Origin of the sequence: Pseudomonas sp. P39-UII1, from assembly GCF_039672635.1 — a bacterium.
Classification (GTDB): domain Bacteria; phylum Pseudomonadota; class Gammaproteobacteria; order Pseudomonadales; family Pseudomonadaceae; genus Aquipseudomonas.
Genome location: NZ_JBDFPP010000026.1, coordinates 36915 through 56837 on the forward strand (window position 1 = coordinate 36915; position 19923 = coordinate 56837).

Below are 19923 nucleotides of genomic sequence, written 5' to 3' on the forward strand. Positions count from 1 at the left end.
AGCCCGCTCCCACAGGTCCGTCACCTATTTCAAGATCGGTGATGGACCTGTGGGAGCGGGCTTGCCCCGCGAAGAGGCCAGAGCAGGCAGCGGAAATCTCTCAGGGCCGCTCGGCCGCTGAGTTTTCAACCGGTGCCTGCTTGCCACGGCCCACTTCCTGCCGCCATTGCAAGGCGATCAGGATCAGCGTCGGCACGCCCAGCAGCGCGGTAATCAGGAAGAAGTCGTGATACCCGAACTTCTCCACCATCACTCCCGAATAGCCGCCGATCAGGCGCGGCAGCAACAGCATGATCGAGCTGAGCAGGGCATATTGCGTGGCCGAGAACTTGAGGTTGGTCAGGCTCGACAGATAGGCGACGAACGCTGAGGTGGCCAAGCCTGAACTGAAGTTGTCCAGCGAAATGGTCACCACCAGCATCTCCAGGTTCGGCCCCATATCGGCCAGCATCAGGAACAGGATGTTGGTGGCAGCCGAAGCTGCGCCGCCGATGAACAGGATCGGCAAGATGCCGAACCGCACGATCAGCAAGCCACCCGCGCCCGCGCCGACCAGGGTCATGATCAGGCCGAAGACCTTGCTGACACTTGCGATCTGGTCCTTGGTGAAGCCCATGTCGATATAGAACACGTTGGCCATCACGCCCATCACGGTGTCCGACATGCGATAGGTGGCGATCAGCCCGAGCAACAGCAGCGCCTGCCAGCGGTAGCGGGTGATGAAGTCGTTTACTGGCGTCAGCACCGGTGCCAGGCCGCGGCGGCCCATGCTCGACAGGCATGCCCAGGTCAGCAGTGCGTAGAGAATCAGGCGCAGGAAGGCACGGTCTTCCAGCAGCAGGTCGAGGGGCGTTGCATCGCCGAAGATGACACTGGCCCAATCGGTGTTGAACAGCTGGGTGAAGCTTGCCGGTACCGACACCAGCAGAATGATCAGCACGAACACCGAAGCCAACTGGTGAATCAGGCCGTAGCGCGCCGCCGACAACTGGGTGCGCAGGGGCACGGGGGGCTCGCGCATCACCAGGGTGGTGAACAGCGCAGGCAGCATCATCACGCCGAACAGCACGTAGGTGCCGGCCCAGGCCTTGTGCAGGTAGCTGAAGCCGGTAGAGCCGAACCATTCGGCAAAGAACAGCGCACCGGCGGTGGCCAGCAGGGCGGCGATCCGGTAACCGGCCATGTAGCTGGCGGCAAGGGCTGCCTGGCGCTGGTCGTCGGCGATTTCCAGGCGATAGGCATCGACGGCGATGTCCTGGGTGGCCGAGGCGAACGCCACCAGCACCGCCAGGGCAATCAGCCACGACAGGTGTTGCTGCGGGTCGCACAGGCTCATGCCGACCAGGCCGATCACCACCAGCGCTTGTGACAACAACAGCCACGAACGCCTGCGCCCAAGCCCGCCCAGCAGCGGCAGGCGCCATTGGTCGAGCAGCGGTGACCATACCCACTTGAAGGCATACGCCAGGCCGATCAGGCTCGCGTAGCCAATGGTTTCGCGCGCCACGCCAGCTTCGCGCAGCCACACCGAAAGGGTCGAGAACACCAGCATGTAGGGCAGACCGGCGGCAAAGCCGAGCAGCAAAAGCACCAGGGTTGACGGGCTGGCATAGGCAGCAAGCGCAGCGCGCCAGGTTTTACGGGGCATGGGCCAACATCTGCCTCAAGTTTGCGAAAACAAAACGCGCACTCTAACCGCTGTGCTCCATCGGGCGCCAGCCATGGCGCGTCATATCCACACGATTATTGGTTACATTAACGCCCTCCGCACGTAACCGTGCCCGTTGTTCATCGCCCGATGGCGTACCCAGCGCCAGGCTCAGACGCCCACCTGCGCCCAACACGCGATGCCATGGCAAGCGGGTATCGGCCGGAAGCTGGCCAAGGGTTCGCCCGACCCAGCGCGCTGCACGGCCAAGGCCGGCCAGCTCGGCAAGTTGACCATAGCTGACCACCTTGCCTTCAGGCACTTGGCCCAGCACCGAATACAGCGCCGTTCGTCGGGCTTGCGGGGCATCCAGCGTGTGCGCAAATTCCTCAGACATCGCGGCAGCCCTGGCCTGAAGTGAAACCGGACCAATGGTCACGGCAAATGAGAGTTGAACTCAACGGCATGATGGTCGGTCTGTCCTTGCTCTGGTCGTCGGTATCTGGATAATCCCCGGCTTTTTCGCCCAATCGAACCCATAGTCCGCTTATGCATTCTAGATCGTTGTTGTGCCTGTTGACCGCTTCCCTGTGCGCTGCTCCTGCGTTCGCCGACACCGTGTGGATGAAAAACGGTGACCGCTTGAGCGGCAAGATCCGCGTCTTCGACGGCGGCAAGCTGCTGCTGGAAACGCCTTATGGCGGCTCGATCTCCCTGGACTGGAAACAGGTTCAAACCCTCGAGAGCGATCAGGAACTGCTGGTCAAGCAGGATGCCTACAACGGCGAAAAGACCAAGTCGCTCAAGGCGGCCGAGGCGGGCAAGGTGACCCTGGCCAACGGCGAAGCGCCGAAGACCGTCGAGCTTGCCAGTATCCAGCAGATCATGAAGCCCAAGCCGGTGGTGGAAGACCTGGTCTGGAAGGGCAATGTCGATGCTGCCCTGGACTACAAGCGTGCCGAGAACGATACCGACGACTACGACATCGGCTTCAAGACCACCGCCCGCCATGGCCGTTGGCGGCACAATGCCGAAGGCGAGTACAACCGCGAAACCAAGGACGACGTCACCACCGCCAACAACTGGAGTGCCGAGTACGCACTCGACCGCTTCATTACCGAGAAGTGGTTCTGGCAGGGGCGGCTTGAATACAAGCGCGACCACGTCGAAGACCTGGCGCGCCAGCGTACGGTCGGTACTGGCCCGGGCTACCAGTTCTGGGACGACGAACTGGGCGCATTCTCGCTGGGTTCGCTGATCAACCGCACCGATTTCGAATACCAGGATGGCGGCAAGGACAACTTCTATTCGGCGGCGGTGAAGTGGGATTACACCCGTTACCTGATCGGCAAGAACGTCCAGCTGTTCACCAATGGCGAGTTCGCCAAACCGCTGGGTGGCGTGGCCGACTATTCGCTGGATGCCGAAGTAGGCCTGCGCTACAAGGTCACCGAATGGGCCTCGCTCAACCTCAAGGCAGAAAAGGACATCATCACCGGCACACGTGAAAGTGACCTGGACAAGACCCGTTACACCGCAGGCTTCGGTGTAACCTGGTAAATACCCGGGGGGCGTCAAGCAGCCCTGGTGGCACTGGCGGGTGATAATGATTATCTTGTCACCCATCCAGTCCGCCTGCAGGAGCCCCTTCAGTGAGTACCAATGCCATCCGCCCCGCCCGGGAACTGCTGCTCAAAGAGTACCGCGGCGTGCTCTCGACCCATTCCAAGTCCATGCCCGGCTTTCCCTTCGGGTCGGTGGTGCCGTATTGCCTGGATGCCGATGGCAACCCGCTGATCCTCATCAGCCGCATCGCCCAGCACACCCACAACCTGCAGAAAGACCCGAAGTGCTCGCTGCTGGTCGGCGAACGTGAAGCCGAGGATGTGCAAGCCGTTGGCCGCCTGACGGTGATGGCCGAGGCTCACAAGCTGGTCGACGAAGCCGCCATCGAGGCGGCTGCCGAGCGCTACTACCGCTACTTCGCCGATGCTGCCAATTACCACAAGGCGCACGACTTCGACTTCTGGGTACTGCAACCGGTACGCCACCGTTACATCGGCGGCTTCGGTGCAATTCACTGGCTCGACCAGGTAACCCGGGCCAACCCGTTCGCGGGCAAGGCCGAGGCCAGCATGATCGAACACATGAACAGCGACCACGCCAACGCCATCGCCCATTACGTCGAGTTGAGCGACCTGCCGCGCAGCGCACCTGCGCAGATGGTCGGCATCGACAGCGAAGGCATGCACCTGCGTATTGGCCAAGGCGTTCATTGGTTACCGTTCCCGTCTATTTGCAACACGCCGACACAAGTTCGCGAGGCCCTGGTTTTGCTGGCGCGCGCCGACCAATGGCCGACTGCGACGGAAGTCGAAGCTTGAAAAACCGAGCACACGCATCCATGTGATGGTCGTAAGGGAAGATTGTCTTCCGTCGAGGAATCCTTGATGCGTGCTTTTCTACTGCTGTTTTTGCTGTTTCCTGTGCTGGAGCTGTTCGTTTTCGTCAAGGTCAGCGCAGCCATCGGTTTCTTTCCGGCGCTGCTGTTGATCATCGCCGGGTCCGCACTGGGTGTGCTGGTGATGCGTGTGGCCGGCCTGGCCACCGCCCTGCGTGCCCGTGAGAGCCTGCAGCGTGGCGAACTGCCCGCCGAGGACATGTTCCAGGGCATGATGCTGGCAGTCGGCGGCGGCCTGTTGTTGTTGCCGGGCTTCATCAGCGACGTGCTGGGCCTGCTGTGCCTGCTGCCGTTCACCCGCCACCTGGCCGCGCGCAAGATGCGTCAGCGTGCCGAGGCCCAGGCCATGCGCCAGCGGGCGTTTCAGGACGACCCCTTCCAGGCACAGCCGCGCGACAGCGGCCACCGGCCGAATGTCATCGAAGGCGAATACGAACGCCGCGACAAGTAACCACCCCAGGGGCCGCTTTGCGGCCCCAAGCTTTTCATGCCGCTGAAAAATTTTCTGCAGCAAGCCTTGTAATTGATTATGTCGGCCTCATGTATGTGGTCACCGCAAGGTTTCTGGCGGCAACGCCAGACAAAACACAGGTGGCTCGCCCATCGCGGGCCACCCCCGGCAACGCCGGACCGCATCAACCCGCCGGTGTCGACACCGGCCGATGAAAACCACAATTTGGGAGAGATCGACAATGAAGCTTCGTCCTCTGCATGACCGCGTAGTCATCCGTCGCAGCGAAGAAGAATCGAAAACCGCTGGCGGTATCGTCCTGCCGGGTTCGGCCGCTGAAAAACCAAACCGTGGCGAAGTTGTCGCCGTCGGCACCGGTCGCATCCTGGACAACGGCGAAGTTCGCGCGCTGGCCGTGAAAGTGGGTGACAAAGTGGTTTTCGGCCCGTATTCGGGCAGCAACACCGTGAAAGTTGATGGCGAAGACCTGCTGGTGATGGCCGAGAACGAGATTCTCGCTGTCGTCGAAGGCTGATTTACCCGACTTCCCGTTACTCCAAAGAATTCCAAGGATTAAACGATCATGGCTGCTAAAGACGTAAAATTCGGCGATTCCGCCCGCAAGAAAATGCTCGTTGGTGTCAACGTTCTGGCTGACGCGGTAAAAGCTACCCTGGGCCCGAAAGGCCGTAACGTTGTCCTGGCCAAGAGCTTCGGCGCGCCAACCATCACCAAAGACGGTGTTTCGGTTGCCAAGGAAATCGAGCTGAAAGACGCCTTCGAAAACATGGGCGCCCAGCTGGTCAAGGAAGTTGCTTCCAAGGCCAACGACGCTGCCGGTGACGGCACCACCACCGCGACCGTTCTGGCTCAGGCCATCGTCAACGAAGGCCTGAAAGCCGTCGCTGCCGGCATGAACCCGATGGACCTGAAGCGCGGTATCGACAAGGCCACCGCTGCTGTCGTCGCCGAACTGAAAAACCTGTCCAAGCCATGCGCCGACTCCAAGGCCATCGCCCAGGTAGGCACCATCTCCGCCAACTCTGACGACTCCATCGGCAGCATCATTGCCGAAGCCATGGAAAAAGTCGGCAAAGAAGGCGTGATCACCGTTGAAGAAGGCTCGGGCCTGGACAACGAACTGTCCGTCGTAGAAGGCATGCAGTTCGACCGCGGCTACCTGTCGCCGTACTTCGTCAACAAGCCAGACACCATGGTTGCCGAGCTGGAAGGCCCGCTGCTGCTGCTGGTCGACAAGAAAATCTCCAACATCCGCGAGCTGCTGCCAGTGCTGGAAGCCGTTGCCAAGGCCGGCCGCCCACTGCTGATCGTTGCTGAAGACGTCGAAGGCGAAGCGCTGGCTACCCTGGTAGTCAACAACATGCGCGGTATCGTCAAGGTTGCTGCGGTCAAGGCACCAGGCTTCGGCGACCGCCGCAAAGCCATGCTGCAGGACATCGCTGTCCTGACCGGCGGCCAGGTCATCTCCGAAGAAATCGGCCTGTCCCTGGAAACCGCTACCCTGGAGCACCTGGGTAACGCCAAGCGCGTCATCCTGTCCAAGGAAAACACCACCATCATCGACGGCGCTGGCGTTGAAGATGACATCCAGGCACGCGTCAAGCAGATCCGCGCCCAGATCGAAGACACCACTTCGGACTACGACCGTGAGAAGCTGCAAGAGCGTCTGGCCAAGCTGGCTGGCGGTGTTGCCGTGATCAAGGTCGGTGCAGGCACCGAAGTTGAAATGAAAGAGAAGAAAGCCCGCGTTGAAGACGCCCTGCACGCTACCCGTGCAGCCGTCGAAGAAGGCGTGGTGCCTGGCGGTGGTGTTGCCCTGGTGCGCGCTCTGAATGCAATCGTTGACCTCAAAGGCGACAACGAAGACCAGAACGTCGGTATCGCTCTGCTGCGTCGCGCTGTCGAAGCGCCGCTGCGTCAGATCACTGCCAACGCCGGCGACGAGCCAAGCGTTGTGGCCGACAAGGTCAAGCAGGGTTCGGGCAACTACGGCTACAACGCTGCTACCGGCGAATACGGCGACATGATCGAGATGGGTATCCTCGACCCAGCCAAGGTCACCCGTTCGGCACTGCAAGCTGCTGCTTCGATCGGCGGTCTGATGATCACCACCGAAGCCATGATTGCCGATGCACCGAGCGAAGCTCCAGCTGGCGGCGGTATGCCAGACATGGGCGGCATGGGTGGCATGGGCGGCATGATGTAAGCCAGCCTTACCCCTAGCTTGAGGAAAAGCCCCGCCTAGTGCGGGGCTTTTTCGTTTGTCAGGGCTTTATCAGGCAATACCGCGCTCGGCAGCGGTTACCTCCGTCACCCGGCGTCGATACAGGATCAGGTAGTACGACCCCAACCCGATCAGCCAGCAAAACACCGCTGTCCAAATGTTATGCGACAGAAAGTGCGCCCCCTGCATCATCCTCCCCACCGACAACACCGACCCGGCCACCAAGGCCACCGCAAATGCCACCCGCGCCAGGCGCGGGCGCCGATCACGCAGCATGAAGAACAACCCGAACAGGCAGAAACCGGTGGCCGCATGCCCGCCGGGCCAGCACAGCCCTGGCTTGTCGGTTGCGGGGCGCGGCTCCAGCAGCTTGCTGTAGGTTTCCTTGCCGCCAAACTGGCTCAGGCTCCAGGGGCACTGCACTTGTGTGACCTTTTTCAACGGTGTGACGAAGGCCGTGGAAAGCCCCAGCGCCAGCACCAGGCAGCCCAGTTCGCGGCGCCAGCCGAACAGGCGCTGCCAGAAGAAACTCGCGGCAAATGCCACCAGCGCCACCAGCCCCATCAGGATTACACCCTGCTTGACCCGATCATGCAGAATGTTCTCGAGCAGATAGCTGTGGCGGCCGATGAACTCGCCGGCGGTCTGATCGAAAAACAGGTTGGCCACGTCCATGTCGACCGAGGTCAGTTCGAGGAGGATCAAGGCCACTGCAGTTGCCAGCGGAATTCCCAGATACAACCAGTAATTGATCGGACGAGGGCGAATGCGTTGTTGCATGACGGCTCCAAAGGGGGCGGAAAAGACCGGGGATTGTCCTGCGGCCGCTATGCTGTGTGCGTGAAGGATCAGTGAAAAATCCGTCAACTTCGCTGAATTTGCCGTGGGGCTGGCACAGTCCGGGCGATGGCCTTAAGCTGCGCCTGCCGCGCACCCCAGCGAAGCGCCGCTCAGGAGAACCCGATGCGCATTCTTTTGGTTGAAGACAACCGCGATATCCTTGCCAACCTTGCCGATTACCTGGGCATGAAGGGCTACACCGTCGACTGTGCCCAGGACGGTCTGTCCGGCCTGCACCTGGCCGCCACCGAGCACTACGACCTGATCGTGCTCGACATCATGCTGCCGGGCATCGATGGCTACACCCTGTGCAAGCGCCTGCGCGAGGATGCCCGCCGCGATACGCCGGTGATCATGCTGACCGCCCGCGACCAGCTGGACGACCGCCTGCAAGGCTTCCGCTCCGGCGCCGACGACTACCTGCTCAAACCGTTCGCCCTGTCGGAGCTCGCGGCACGCATCGAAGCCGTGTTGCGCCGCGCCCAAGGGGGTGGGCGGCGTACGTTGCAGGTCGCCGACCTGAGCTACGACCTCGACACCCTCGAAGTCACCCGCCAGGGCCGCCTGCTCAAGCTCAACCCGGTCGGGCTCAAGCTGCTCGCCGTGCTGATGCAGAAGAGCCCGCACGTGCTGCGCCGCGAGGTGCTTGAAGAGGCGCTGTGGGGCGACGACTGCCCCGACAGCGACAGCCTGCGCAGCCATGTACACCAGCTGCGCCAGGTGATCGACAAGCCGTTCGAAAAACCTTTGCTGCATACCGTCCATGGCGTCGGCTATCGCCTGGCCGAGGGCCGTGATGGAGTTTAAGCAAAGCCTGGCGCAGCGCATCATCATTGCGTTTGCGCTGATGAGCGCACTGGTTGCCGGGGCCTTCGCCTTCGGTATCGTCGCCACCGTGCACCTGGTCGAGGAGCGTTTGATCTCATCGGTGCTGGGCGGCGACCTGCAACGCCTGTTGCGCATGGACAGCGTCAGTGACTGGAGCCACCGCCCGCGCCCTGACCAGTTGTTCTACTTCAGTGGCGGGCGTGATGACTTCGAGCTGCCCAAAGACCTGCGCCACCTTGATAAAGGCTTCCACGAGGTATTCCGCGACCAGTTGTCCTACCACGCGATGGTGGAGATCGTGGACGGTCGCCGCTATGTGCTGCTGCAGGACCAGAGCGATTTCGAAGAGCGTGAGCGGGTGCTGTTCGCCGTCGTTGTGGTGGGCTTTGTGCTCAGCCTGGTGCTGGCGGTGTTCCTCGGCTGGCTGCTGGCGCGGCGGGTGATGGCGCCGGTGATCCGCCTGGCGCGGCAAGTACGCCACCGAGACCAGTTGCTTGGCCTGGCACCGCCCCTGGCACCGGATTATGCCGCCGATGAAGTCGGCCAGTTGGCCGTGGCGTTCGACGATACGCTCGGCCGCCTGCGCGATGCACTGACACGGGAGCGCCTGTTTACCAGCGATGTCAGCCACGAGTTGCGCACGCCGCTGATGGTGCTGGCCACCTCCTGCGAGCTGCTGATCGAGAACCCCAACCTGGATACCCGCTCACGCAGCCAGGTGGAGCGGATTGCCCGGGCCACCGAAGAAATGCGCGAGCTGGTCAAGACCTTCCTGATGCTTGCCCGTGCCCAGCGTGACCAAGGCGCCGTGGCATCCCAGGCGACACTGCGCGAAGTCGCCGATGACCTGATCGGCGTGTGGCGCGATACCATCGAGCAGAAGGGGCTGGCGCTGTACTTCGATGGCCGCGTCAGTGCCGGCCCGTTGTTGTACAACGCGACCTTCCTGCAATCGGTGATGGGCAACCTGCTGCGTAACGCTGCGCACTACACCGACAGTGGTTACATCCGGCTGAGCCTGGAGGCCAATGGTTTCAGCGTCGAAGACAGTGGTGTGGGCATCCCGGAAGAGCAGCGCGAAGCGATGTTCAAGCCCTTCGTGCGCGGCGACGAGCGGCGGGGTGAAGGCCTGGGCCTGGGCTTGTCGCTGGTGCAGCGGATTTGTGACGATCAAGGCTGGCGGGTGACACTCACGTCCACCGCACCCCATGGTTGCCGATTCCAGGTGGATTTGAGCCAAGGCGCGGAGAAGACTGACCCGTCCCAGCTCTGCGAGTAATGCGCTGAAACATCTTGCTTTGGTGATAACACTTTTTTCACATTGGCATAACCTGTTTCCAACGCGGTGTTACCTAAGGTGAGCGCAATGGAGCCAGGAGATGCCCAATGCGTAGCCCAATCAAACTCGAATTTTCCGAGAAGTACGACCAGCAACATGCTCGCGAGTACTTCCTCAAGCACCAGGATGGGCTGGCGCGTCGCCTGTCCCACAAGCGTGACGAGCAATTGGCGCGCCGTGCCCTGGCGCTGGCCGGAGAACCGGGCTTGGTGCTCGATCTGCCCTGCGGTGCCGGGCGGTTCTGGCCGCTACTGGCAGAAAAACCCAACCGGGTGATCATTGGTGCCGACAATTCCGAGGCGATGATCGAGACAGCCTGTGCGGCACAACCGCCGGAGGTGGTGGCGCGGGTACGGCCCTTGCAAACATCTGCTTTCGCGATCGATCTACCCGATAACGCGGTGGACAGCATTTTTTGCATGCGGCTGTTCCACCACATTGGCGAGCCCGCTCATCGGAAAACAATTCTTTCGGAATTTCAAAGGGTTAGCCGTGACAGCGTAATCCTGTCATTGTGGGTGGATGGTAATTTCAAGGCATGGCGGCGGCAGAAACTCGAGCAGCGGCGCAGTGCCAAGGCCGAGCAGGGCAGCTACCAGAACCGTTTTGTGTTACCGGCAGAGACAGTTGAAGAAGAATTCAAGGCCGCCGGCTTCAGAATCCAGGAGCGCCTCGATTTCCTGCCGTTCTATGCCATGTGGCGGGTCTATGTATTGCGTAAGGGGTAGTGTTTGATGGCTGTAGCCCAGAGCGGGGAGTCACGCTTCGATTTTTACTGGCGGCAACAGGGCGAATGGGTTGAAGAACCTAACCAGCGGCGTGGTGGTGAGAGTGGTGTGCAACGGCTGAACGACGGCAACGGCAAGCTGCTTTATGCCAAGCGCCAGGTCGGCCATATCTACCGCAGCCTGCTGCATCCGTTCGGCAGGCCGACGGTACTGCGTGAGCTCGACGCGCTGAACAGCTTTGAACAATTGGGCGTACGTGTACCGCGTATCGTCTTTTGTGGTGCAGAGCGCGATGCCGAGCACAATTGGCGTGCGCTGCTGGTCAGCGAGGCGCTGGATGGCTTCGTCGAGCTTGATACCTGGCACGCCGAAGGTGCCCGCGAGCGCTACCCGCAGGTGGTGCACGAGCGCATGCTCAAGGACCTGGCCGACAACCTCGCGCGCATGCACCTGGGCCACTGGCAGCATGGCTGCCTGTACGGCAAGCACGTATTCATCAAGGTGATCGGCGAGGGTGAGCAGGCCCGGGTCGAAGTCGCGCTGCTCGATCTCGAGAAGTGCCGCCGCCGCATCAGCTGCCAGCGCGCGGCCGGCAATGACTTGCGCCAGTTGCGCCGCCATTCGTCGCTCAACGACGCAGAATGGCAGCAGCTGCTCTACTTTTACCAGATGGCGTTTGGCAGCGCTGTCAAAGGGTTAGGGCAATGAAACTAGAAATCGCTCGAGCTTTGTTTCTGGTAGCTGGGCTGGCGGTGACCACGGTGGCGGTAGCTGCCTGGGAAGAGCCGCGGCCGGTGGTGTTCAGCAAGGCTGAGCAGGCAGAGCAGTGCGCGTTGCCGAAGGAAGTCAAGCAACATCAGGTTCAGGCTCAGCCTGATCATGACCTGCTGCTGTTCCTGTTCGGCTTGCGACAGGGGCTTCGGCCGTTCGGCTGACCCGTTCGAGCAAACAAGGCCCCGCAGTTGCGGGGCCTTTGCTTTTCGGGTGTTGGAACATTCAGGTTCAACGGGTTGACTGTGGTAGCGGGCTTGCCCCGCGAAGAGGCCGTCTCAGGCGACAACAGTCTCCTTGACCACCGTCTTGTGCGCCAGCAGGGTATAAATGCAAGGCAACACAAACAGGGTGAACAATGTCCCGATCGACATCCCGGTCGCAATCACCGTGCCGATGTCGAACCGGCTCACGGCCCCGGCCCCGGTCGCCAAGATCAGCGGCACCATGCCAAACACCATCGCCGCAGTAGTCATGAGTACCGGCCGCAGGCGAATGGCCGCCGCTTCTTCGATGGCCTCGCGCACGCTCAAGCCCTTTTCCTCACGCAACTGGTTGGCAAACTCGACGATCAGGATGCCGTGCTTGCTGATCAGGCCGATCAGTGTCACCAGCCCGACCTGGGTGTAGATATTCATGCTGGAGATGCCCAGGAACAGCGGCAGCAGCGCCCCGCAGATCGACAGTGGCACCGTCACCAGAATCACCAGTGGGTCGCGGAAACTTTCGAACTGCGCCGCCAGCACCAGGAAGATGATCGCCAGGGCCAGGCCAAAGGTCACCCACAGCGCGCTGCCCTCCTGAATGTACTGCCGCGCGGCACCGGCATAGTCGAACGAAAACCCGTCCGGCGCCTCCTCGGCGGCGATGTCCCGAACCGTCTGCAAGGCCTCGCCGATGCTGACCAGGGGGACGCCCTGGATAATCGCCGAGTTGAGCTGCTGAAACTGGTTGAGCTGGCGCGGGCGGGCGCGGTCGCTGAGGGTTATCAGGGTCGACAACGGCAGTAACTGACCCTGGTCGTTCTTCACGTAGTAATTGTTCAGCCAGCCGGCGTTGTCCCGGTAGGGCCGTTCGACCTGAGCGATCACCTTGTAGCTGCGGCCTTCCAGGGTAAACCGGTTGATCTCCGCTTCGCCCAGCAAAGTAGCCAAGGTGCCGCCCAGGGTGTCCATGGACACGCCCATCTGCGCCGCTTTGGCCCGGTCGATGTCGACTACCACCTCGGGCTTGTCGAACGCTAGGTCGATGTCGAGGAAGGCGAATTTGCCTGATGCCTGGGCGCGCTCCTTGACCCGCTGGGCCACCTCCAGCAGCGCCGGGTAATCGCCCGCGGTATTGATCACGAACTGGAACGGCAAACCTTCGCCGGTGCCCGGTAATGACGGTAGGTTGAAGCCGAAAATCTGCAGGCCGCCGATTTCTTCGAGCTTGGCCTGTACCTGGGGCAGCAGTTCCATTTGCGTACGCTCGCGCTCGTTCCACGGTTTGAGCAGGAAGCCGCCTATGCCACTCTGCACCCCATTGAAGCCATTGATCTGGAACGATGAGTAGTACTCGGGGAAGGCCTTGAACAGCGGCGTGAACTGGTCGGTGTAGGCGTTCAGGTAATCGAGGTTGGCTGGCTGCGGCGAGCTGCTGATCATGAAGATCACCCCTTGGTCCTCGTTGGGCGCCAGCTCGTTCTGGGTGAACTTGAGCAGCACCGGGATCAGGCACAGGATGATCACTGCGAACACCAGCACCACCGGGCGGCTGTCCAGGGTGGTGCGCAGCAGGCGCTGGTAGCGGTTTTTCAGGCGCTCGAAGATCAGGTCAAGGCGATGGGCCAGGCCGTGGGCATTCTGCTCCTGGCGCAGTAACAGTGCGCACATCATGGGCGACAAGGTCAGGGCAACGATGCCTGAGATGATCACCGCACCCGCCAGGGTCAAGGCAAACTCCTTGAACAGGGCACCCGTAAGCCCGGTCAGAAAGCCGATCGGCGCATAGACGGCAGCCAGGGTGATGGTCATCGACACCACCGGCATGGCGATTTCCCGTGCACCTTCCAGCGCTGCGTCGAACGGCGTCTTGCCTTCTTCCATGTGCCGATGGATGTTTTCCACCACGACGATGGCGTCGTCCACCACCAGGCCGATGGCCAACACCATCGCCAGCAGGGTCAGCAGATTCAGCGAGTAGCCCATCATCTGCATGAAGAACAGCACACCGATCATCGACAGCGGGATGGTCACCACCGGGATCAGCACCGAGCGCAGCGCGCCGAGGAACAGGAACACCACCACGATGACGATCAGCACCGCTTCGCCGAGGGTCTTGATCACTTCGTCGATGGAGGCCTGGATGAACAGCGTGGCGTCATAGGCGATCGAGACCTTGAGCGCGGCAGGCAGCTGGCTTTCCAGCTCCGGCATGATCCGCCGGACCTCCTTGATCACGTCCAGCGGGTTGGCCGCCGGGGTGGCTTTGATGCCGATGTACACGGAGGGGATGCCGTCGAACGAACTGACCGTGTCGTAGTTTTCCGCACCCATTTCGACCCGCGCCACATCACCCAGCAGCACCCGGCTGTCGCCTGCAGTCTTGACCGGCAACGCGGCGAAGGCCTCGGCCGATTTCAGCTCGGTGTTGGCATTGATGCTGGTGACCACGTACTCGCCCTTGACCTCACCGGCGGCAGCCAGGAAGTTGTAGCGGCGCACTGCGTTGGTCACATCGGTGGCAGCCAGGCCGAAGCCGGCCAGCTTGACCGGGTCGATCCAGATGCGCATGGCAAATACCTGGTTGCCGAGGATCTCTGCCTCGGCCATGCCTGGCAAGGTCGCAAGCTTCGGCTGGATCACCCGGGACAGGTAGTCGGTGATCTGCGGGTTGCTCATGTCCTTGCTGTAGAAGCTGACGTACATCAGTGCTGAAGCGTCCGCCGCTTCCTTGCTCAGCACCGGGTCTTCGGAGTCCTGCGGCAGCTGGTTGCGCACTTCATTGGCCTTGGCCAGCAGCTCGGTGAACAGGCGGTCGCTGTCGGCGCCAATGCGCGCGTAGATGGAGATGATCGAGAAGTTCTGCCGGCTCACCGAGGTCATGTAGTCGATGCCTTCGGCGCTCGCCAGGCTTTGCTGCAGTGGCTGGGTGATATAGCCCTGGATGGTCTCGGCGTTGGCCCCGGGGTAGGCGGTGGTCACCGTGATCAGTGCGTTTTCCATCTGCGGGTACTGGCGGATCTGCAGCTTGCTCCAGGCCTGGAAGCCCAGCAGCAGGATCAGCAGGCTGACCACGCTGGCCAGTACCGGGCGGCGGATGAACGGGTCGGTGAACGCCATGCCTGCCTCCGGGTCAGTCCGCGCGCGGGGCGCCAGGTTCGGGTTTGAGGGCGGTGTCCTGGCCGATGCGGATGGCGGCGCCCGGGGTCAGCTTGAGCTGCCCGGCGGTGACCACCTGCTCGCCAGCCTTGAGCCCCTTGCTGACCACCACCACGCCATCGCGGCGTTCGCCGGTCTGCACGCTGCGCTGTTCGGCGCTGAGCTGCGGTTGGCCCTTGTCATCCTGCTCGGGGTTGCCGTCCTTGTCTTTCCTGGGCGTGGCCACATACACCGAGTTGCCATACAGCGTGTAGGTGATGGCGCTTTCTGGCACCACCACTTGCGGCTGCGGGTTGGGCAGCAGCACCAGCAGGTTGGCGAACATGCCCGGCAGCAGCTTGCCATCCGGGTTGCCCAGGGTGGCGCGCACCAGCAGGTTGCGTGTGCTCTCGTCGACCTTGGGGTTGATCGCGCTGAGGCTGGCAGGGAAGCTCTGGCCAGGGTAGGCAGCCACTTGGACCAGCACCTGTTGGCCCAGGCTCAACTGCGGCAGCGCCTGCTCGGGCACATTGAAGTCGACGTAGAGGCTGGACAGGTCCTGCAGGGTGGCAATCACGGTGCCGGGGGCCAGGTAGCCGCCCACATCCACCTGGCGGATGCCGATGGTGCCGCTGAACGGCGCGCTGATGCTCTTTTTGGTCTTCGACGCCTTGAGTTGGTCGACCACCGCCTGATTGCGCCGGTACTGGGCGGTTAGGCGGTCGTACTCGCCACGGGAAATGGCCGAGTCGCCTACCAGTTGGCTGCCACGGCCGAAATCGACTTTGGCCAGCCCCAGGTCGGCCTGGGCAGTGCCGAGCAGGGCGGTTTCCTGGTCGTCGTTTAGCTGCAGCAGCAGTTGCCCGGCCTTGACCTTCTGGCCGGAGTCGAAGTGCAGCGATTTGACCGTGCCTTCGACCTCAAGGCTGAGTTCGACGCCCTGCAGTGCCTTGAGGCTGCCTACAGCCGGCAGGCGTTGCTGCCACTGGCGCTCTTCGGCCAAGGCTGCGGCCACGGTGACGGGTGGCTTGGGAGCGGTGAACAGCTGGATTTGCTGATAGACCGAGAAGGCCTTGTAGCCCCCCAGGGCCAACACGATCAGCAGAACCACGGCCAACATGATGAGCATGCGCCGGCGCAGCATAGGTCCGGTTCCTTGGAAGCGTGATTGTTATTGGTCTTGGCACGACAACGGGCGATCCTGCCCACGTGCGGATGGGGGAAGTATTGACTGTTTTTGGCGGGTTGGGGAGATGTATCGACTGGGCGGGCCCTATCGCCGGCAAGCCGGCTCCCACAGGTACAGCGCATGCCTTCAGGCCGGTGGTGTACCTGTAGGAGCCGGCTTGCCGGCGATAGGGCCGGTACAGGCGGCCCGAGTGTCAGACCAGGTGCAGATGGTTGTCCCAGAACCCGGACGGCAGCTCCATCGGCTGGCCGATCAGTTCTTGCTTGCGGCAATCATAGAAGCGGCAGCGCCCCTGCCCGGAAGTCACCACAAAGCCGTCCTTCACTGCGCCAACCCCCGCACAATCCGGCATCGGCGCATCGAGCTTCACCGCGCCACTGTCCAGGTCCCAGACAAACAGGCGATTGGCCCGCGGTGCGGTCAGTGCGACCAGGCGCAGGTCGCTGTGGATGGCAACGCTGGCAGTGTATTGCGCCATCGACTGCAATTGCCGCTCCGGTACCGGGAAGGCCTTGAAGGGCTCGCCCGGGCGCTTGATCGCCAGCAGCTCGGCTGTTTCATCGGCAGCGCCCATGAACTGCTGGCAGGCGGCGATGGTGCCGTCGCTACCCACGGCCAAGTGGCGCACGCTGTTCATCTGCTGAGCCAGGGTTTCCTTGCTCAGCAGCGTGCCGTCGCGCTGCATCAGCACCAAGCTTGGCTGCATGGCGTTGAGGTTCATTTCGACCCGGCTCTCGGCCTCGGTGCGGATCCCGCCGTTGGCCACGATCAGGGTTTCGCCATCCGGCAGCCATGCCACTTCATGCGGGCCGATGCCGTGGGTAGGAATCTCGCCGGTGTGCACCAGGCGTTCGCCTTCGAAGCGGTACACACCGAGCACGCCACGGCCTGGGTCGGTGGTGTCGTTCTCGGTGGCATACAGCCACTCACCGCCTTTATGGATTACCGCATGGCCGTAGAAGTGCCGGTCTGGCTGCGAGCTGACAGTCTGCAGCAGGCGCCCGTCGCGCAGGTCGACCAGGTAACTTTCGGTACCGGGGCGGCGGGCGACGAACAGGGCGATCGGCAGTTCGGGGTGGTTGATGATGGCGTGGCAACGCTGGGCCACCTGGGTGCTGAACACCTGGGTGCCGTCCAGGCGGAACCCGACCGCATAGTGCTTGCCGTCGCCATCGTCACGCGCCGACAGCAGCAAGGGTTCGCTGCCTTTGTTGCGGAACAGGCTCCAGCCCCCCAGGGTCAGGGCGCTGAGCAATACGCTACCGAGTTTGATGGCCTGGCGTCGCAGCATGATCAGTCACCGTCGTTGGCATTGAAGCCCAGCTGGATGTTCAACGCCTTGGCCAGTTCGCCTTCGTGCAGGCGGTGGACGACGTTGAGGCTGTCGTAGATCTGGTTGAGGGTTTGCTGGCCGGCGTCATCGGCCAGCAGCTCGCCCAGCGTCTTCTGGTTGTCGGCCAGCAGTTTCAGCGAGGTAGCGTAGGCGTCGTCGATCTTCTGCGCCAGGGCTTTCTGGTCGCTGCCCAGCAGGCCGCGCAGGCCCTGGTTGTCGACCCCTACCCAGACCGCCTGGGCAGCCTTGAGGGTGGCTTCCAGGCTCTTGATCGACGAATGGCTGCGCCAGGCTTCGGCCTGCAGCGGCTGCGGGATGCCCTTGCTCTGGCGGCCCATCGGCGCGCCAAGCTTCTTCTTCAGGGTATCCAGGGCAGTCACCTGGGAGCGCAGCAGGTCGGCGATGGCCTCGTGCGAGTCGGCGTAGCGCTGGTTGGGGAACTTGGTCATCTGCGAGAGCATGCCGTCGGTGCTGTTCCAGCCCTTGAGAATCTCTTCGGCCAGGGCTTTCTGGTGTTCACCGATGGCGACCAGCAGCGGGCAGTAGCGGGCTTTCTGCTCGGCAGTGGCGATGTCCGGCTTGCTGTCGAACAGGATGTACTCGTATGCCGAAAGGCCGCGCACCACGACGCTGGCTTTGCCCAGCGCGGCGGCGTCGACCGGCTTGTCACCGTTCACCAGCTGCTCGACCTGGCGGCCGACCAGGTTTTTCTTGTCGGGCCAGAACTGTACCTGCCAGGCGCGGTTGCCCTCGGCCAGCGGGCCGACCAGCAGCGGCTGCAGTTCAGCCCAGGCTTTTTGCGCGTTGAGGAAGTCGGCGCGGGCGGTGTCCAGGCTTTCCTTGCCTTCGCAGTAGGCCAGGGCGCTGACGGCCAGCTGACGGTCGGCTTCGACCCAGCGGCTGTAGGTCGGCAGGATCACCTGCTTGGCGATGGCGGCGGAGGTCACCGCCTGCGGGTCCTGCGGCGAGCAGGCACCGAGGGCGAGTGCGGCGAGGCTGGTGAACAACAGTTTGGGTCGGAACATGCCCGGCTCCTTGCGCGTTTAAAGTGAGTTCAGAAACGCCAGCAGCGCGGCGCGCTGCTCGGCATTGAAGGTCAATACATGGTCCCGCGCCGCCTGTGCTTCGCCGCCGTGCCAGAGCACGGCTTCGAGCAGGTTGCGGGCGCGGCCATCATGCAGATACTGGGTGTGGCCACTGACCGTTTCGGTCAGGCCGATGCCCCACAGCGGTGGCGTACGCCAATCCTGGCCATTGGCGGCGAATTCGGTGCGTTCGTCGGCCAGGCCCGGGCCCATGTCGTGCAGCAGCAGGTCGCTGTAGGGGCGGATCACCTGGCCGGCCAGCTCGGGCTCGGTGGTGTCGGCGGCGGTGGTGAACTGTGGCGTGTGGCAGCCCTGGCAGCCGGCCTTGAAGAACAGGTTCTTGCCGGCCAGCACCTGCGGTGCGCCGACATCGCGCCGGGCGGGTACGCCGAGGTTGCGGGTGTAGAAGGTCACCAGGCGCAGAATGTTGTCGCTGACTTCGTTTTCGCCGTCGGCGCCGTCGCCATTGGGTGCGGCCAGGCAGTCGCGCTGCGCCGCGGTGCAATCGTCCTTGGGCTGCAGGGTGCTGGTCAGACCCATGTCACCGTTGAAGGCATGCACATTCTGCTGGTTGACGTTGGGCTGCCCGGCCTTCCAGCCGAAGCGGCCGACCACGGTGGTGCCCTGGGCGTCGTCCCAGACCCGGTTGGCCCGCCCGCGGATGCCGTCGCGGTTGCGGTCGTCCGGGTCTTCGTTGGCGAGGATGTCGGCTTCGGGGATGGCTTCGAGCAGGCCCAGGCCGATCATCGGCGGGGCCACGCGCGCGGAGAAGCGCGTGTCTGGGTGCATCGGGCCGTAGCCGAGCTGGGTGATCTGCAGGCTCGGGCGGCGCAGTTCGACCTGGTGGCCATCCTTGAAGGCAACGGTTTGGCCGGTGTAGCTCACTCGTACCTTGCCTTCGGGCGCCACACCGGGCACGGCCATGTCCTGCAACTGGGTGCCGTAGACCGGCTCTGGGACTACGCCCAGGCGCTCGATCTCCTTGGCCAGGTAAGGCTGGTCGGGGATCGACAGGCGCACCAGCATCGACACGGCGTTGCTGGCGCCTGGCTCTGGCGGATGGCCACGGCCATCGCGCACGTGGCAGTTCTGGCAGGCGTTGGTGTTGAACAGCGGGCCGAGCCCATCACGCGCGGTGGTGGTGGATGGCGCGATTACCCAAGGGTTGCGAAAGAAGCTGTTGCCGACGGCAAAGTCCAGGCGCCGCTCGGGCGACAGGTTGGCCGACGGCAAGGAAAAGGCGTTGCGGTCGCTGCGCTGGACGGTCGCCTGGCCACCGGACAACGCTTCGCCGGGCTCGGCCTGGGTGAAACGCGGGGCGTCGTCACAGGCGGCGAGGGCGAGGGCCAGCAGCAGAGGGGAGAGTCGGGACAGCGACAAGGACATGCAAAATCCTGGGCGTGGGCGAAAAACCGGCGTGCAAGCTTAGCAAAGTGGGGGAGTTTGAATAAGAGCAATTTGCAATTGCTGGATGAAATCGGTGTCATTACCGGCCCCAACGGCGGCAATCCGTCTCTCATGGAACAAACGCTAGCTTACTGATTTGGCGGGGATCCTGTAGATACCGTCTTGACCCTCACCCTGCAAGAGCGATTTTGGGGTCAAACGGTATCCCCGACTTCACCACCCCGTAAACCAGGTGCAGCAGCTTGCGCATCGCCGCG

Annotated in this window: 18 protein-coding genes; 10 read left to right on the forward strand and 8 right to left on the reverse strand. The window is 62.7% G+C overall.

Annotated elements, in window-relative coordinates:
• Positions 1 to 100: 100 nt before the first annotated feature.
• Together ABEH27_RS22685 and ABEH27_RS22690 are read right to left on the reverse strand one after the other, a co-directional pair.
• The gene (locus ABEH27_RS22685; RefSeq protein WP_346615712.1) at positions 101 to 1648 is read right to left on the reverse strand and encodes an AmpG family muropeptide MFS transporter; all 1548 of its coding nucleotides are present in this window, start codon (positions 1646 to 1648) and stop codon (positions 101 to 103) included.
• 43 nt (positions 1649 to 1691) lie between these two features.
• Entirely contained in the window at positions 1692 to 2045 is a 354-nt protein-coding gene (locus tag ABEH27_RS22690; RefSeq protein ID WP_346615713.1) for an MGMT family protein, read from the reverse strand.
• A gap of 152 nt (positions 2046 to 2197) precedes the next feature.
• On the opposite strand from ABEH27_RS22690, the gene ABEH27_RS22695 reads away from it, so the two are divergent.
• From ABEH27_RS22695 to groL, 5 genes are all read left to right on the forward strand, one after another.
• The gene (locus tag ABEH27_RS22695; protein WP_346615714.1) at positions 2198 to 3208 is read left to right on the forward strand and encodes a DUF481 domain-containing protein; all 1011 of its coding nucleotides are present in this window, start codon (positions 2198 to 2200) and stop codon (positions 3206 to 3208) included.
• 92 nt (positions 3209 to 3300) lie between these two features.
• Entirely contained in the window at positions 3301 to 4032 is a 732-nt protein-coding gene (locus ABEH27_RS22700; RefSeq protein WP_346615715.1) for a DUF2470 domain-containing protein, read from the forward strand.
• 66 nt (positions 4033 to 4098) lie between these two features.
• Positions 4099 to 4560, forward strand: a complete 462-nt coding sequence (locus ABEH27_RS22705) for an FxsA family protein (protein ID WP_346615716.1) — start codon at positions 4099 to 4101, stop codon at positions 4558 to 4560.
• 241 nt (positions 4561 to 4801) lie between these two features.
• Complete coding sequence (locus ABEH27_RS22710) at positions 4802 to 5095, forward strand: co-chaperone GroES (RefSeq protein ID WP_016488938.1); 294 nt, start codon at positions 4802 to 4804, stop codon at positions 5093 to 5095.
• Between the two features lie 48 nt (positions 5096 to 5143).
• The gene (groL, locus tag ABEH27_RS22715; protein WP_346615717.1) at positions 5144 to 6787 is read left to right on the forward strand and encodes a chaperonin GroEL; all 1644 of its coding nucleotides are present in this window, start codon (positions 5144 to 5146) and stop codon (positions 6785 to 6787) included.
• 69 nt (positions 6788 to 6856) lie between these two features.
• On the opposite strand, the gene ABEH27_RS22720 is transcribed toward groL, so the two are convergent.
• Positions 6857 to 7585, reverse strand: a complete 729-nt coding sequence (locus ABEH27_RS22720) for a phosphatase PAP2 family protein (protein ID WP_346615718.1) — start codon at positions 7583 to 7585, stop codon at positions 6857 to 6859.
• A 183-nt stretch (positions 7586 to 7768) separates the two neighbouring features.
• On the opposite strand from ABEH27_RS22720, the gene colR reads away from it, so the two are divergent.
• The 5 genes from colR (at position 7769) to ABEH27_RS22745 (ending at position 11475) form a co-directional block, all read left to right on the forward strand.
• Positions 7769 to 8452, forward strand: coding sequence for a two-component system response regulator ColR (gene colR, locus ABEH27_RS22725; protein ID WP_003255215.1), 684 nt, complete (start codon positions 7769 to 7771; stop codon positions 8450 to 8452).
• On the forward strand, positions 8442 to 9752 hold the full coding sequence (locus tag ABEH27_RS22730) for a HAMP domain-containing sensor histidine kinase (protein WP_346615719.1): 1311 nt from the start codon (positions 8442 to 8444) through the stop codon (positions 9750 to 9752). Before colR ends, ABEH27_RS22730 begins: the two co-directional genes overlap by 11 nt.
• A 107-nt stretch (positions 9753 to 9859) precedes the next feature.
• On the forward strand, positions 9860 to 10540 hold the full coding sequence (locus tag ABEH27_RS22735) for a methyltransferase domain-containing protein (RefSeq protein WP_346615720.1): 681 nt from the start codon (positions 9860 to 9862) through the stop codon (positions 10538 to 10540).
• Between the two features lie 6 nt (positions 10541 to 10546).
• Positions 10547 to 11248, forward strand: a complete 702-nt coding sequence (locus ABEH27_RS22740) for a lipopolysaccharide kinase InaA family protein (protein ID WP_346615721.1) — start codon at positions 10547 to 10549, stop codon at positions 11246 to 11248.
• The gene (locus ABEH27_RS22745) at positions 11245 to 11475 is read left to right on the forward strand and encodes a hypothetical protein (protein ID WP_346615722.1); all 231 of its coding nucleotides are present in this window, start codon (positions 11245 to 11247) and stop codon (positions 11473 to 11475) included. The genes ABEH27_RS22740 and ABEH27_RS22745 overlap by 4 nt, the downstream gene beginning before the upstream one ends.
• 114 nt (positions 11476 to 11589) lie before the next feature.
• Here ABEH27_RS22745 and ABEH27_RS22750 read toward each other — a convergent pair whose 3' ends face one another.
• The 5 genes from ABEH27_RS22750 to ABEH27_RS22770 all read right to left on the reverse strand — a co-directional run bounded on the left by ABEH27_RS22750 (position 11590) and on the right by ABEH27_RS22770 (position 19645).
• Complete coding sequence (locus tag ABEH27_RS22750) at positions 11590 to 14634, reverse strand: multidrug efflux RND transporter permease subunit (RefSeq protein ID WP_346615723.1); 3045 nt, start codon at positions 14632 to 14634, stop codon at positions 11590 to 11592.
• A gap of 13 nt (positions 14635 to 14647) precedes the next feature.
• The gene (locus ABEH27_RS22755) at positions 14648 to 15796 is read right to left on the reverse strand and encodes an efflux RND transporter periplasmic adaptor subunit (protein WP_346615724.1); all 1149 of its coding nucleotides are present in this window, start codon (positions 15794 to 15796) and stop codon (positions 14648 to 14650) included.
• A gap of 238 nt (positions 15797 to 16034) precedes the next feature.
• Positions 16035 to 17132 (reverse strand): DUF1513 domain-containing protein, encoded by a 1098-nt coding sequence (locus ABEH27_RS22760; protein ID WP_346615725.1) that lies wholly within the window; start codon positions 17130 to 17132, stop codon positions 16035 to 16037.
• A 2-nt stretch (positions 17133 to 17134) separates the two neighbouring features.
• A complete protein-coding gene (locus ABEH27_RS22765) occupies positions 17135 to 18199 on the reverse strand; it encodes an imelysin family protein (protein ID WP_346615726.1) in 1065 nt (354 codons plus the stop codon).
• 18 nt (positions 18200 to 18217) lie between these two features.
• Entirely contained in the window at positions 18218 to 19645 is a 1428-nt protein-coding gene (locus ABEH27_RS22770; protein ID WP_346615727.1) for a di-heme oxidoredictase family protein, read from the reverse strand.
• Positions 19646 to 19923: the final 278 nt, after the last annotated feature.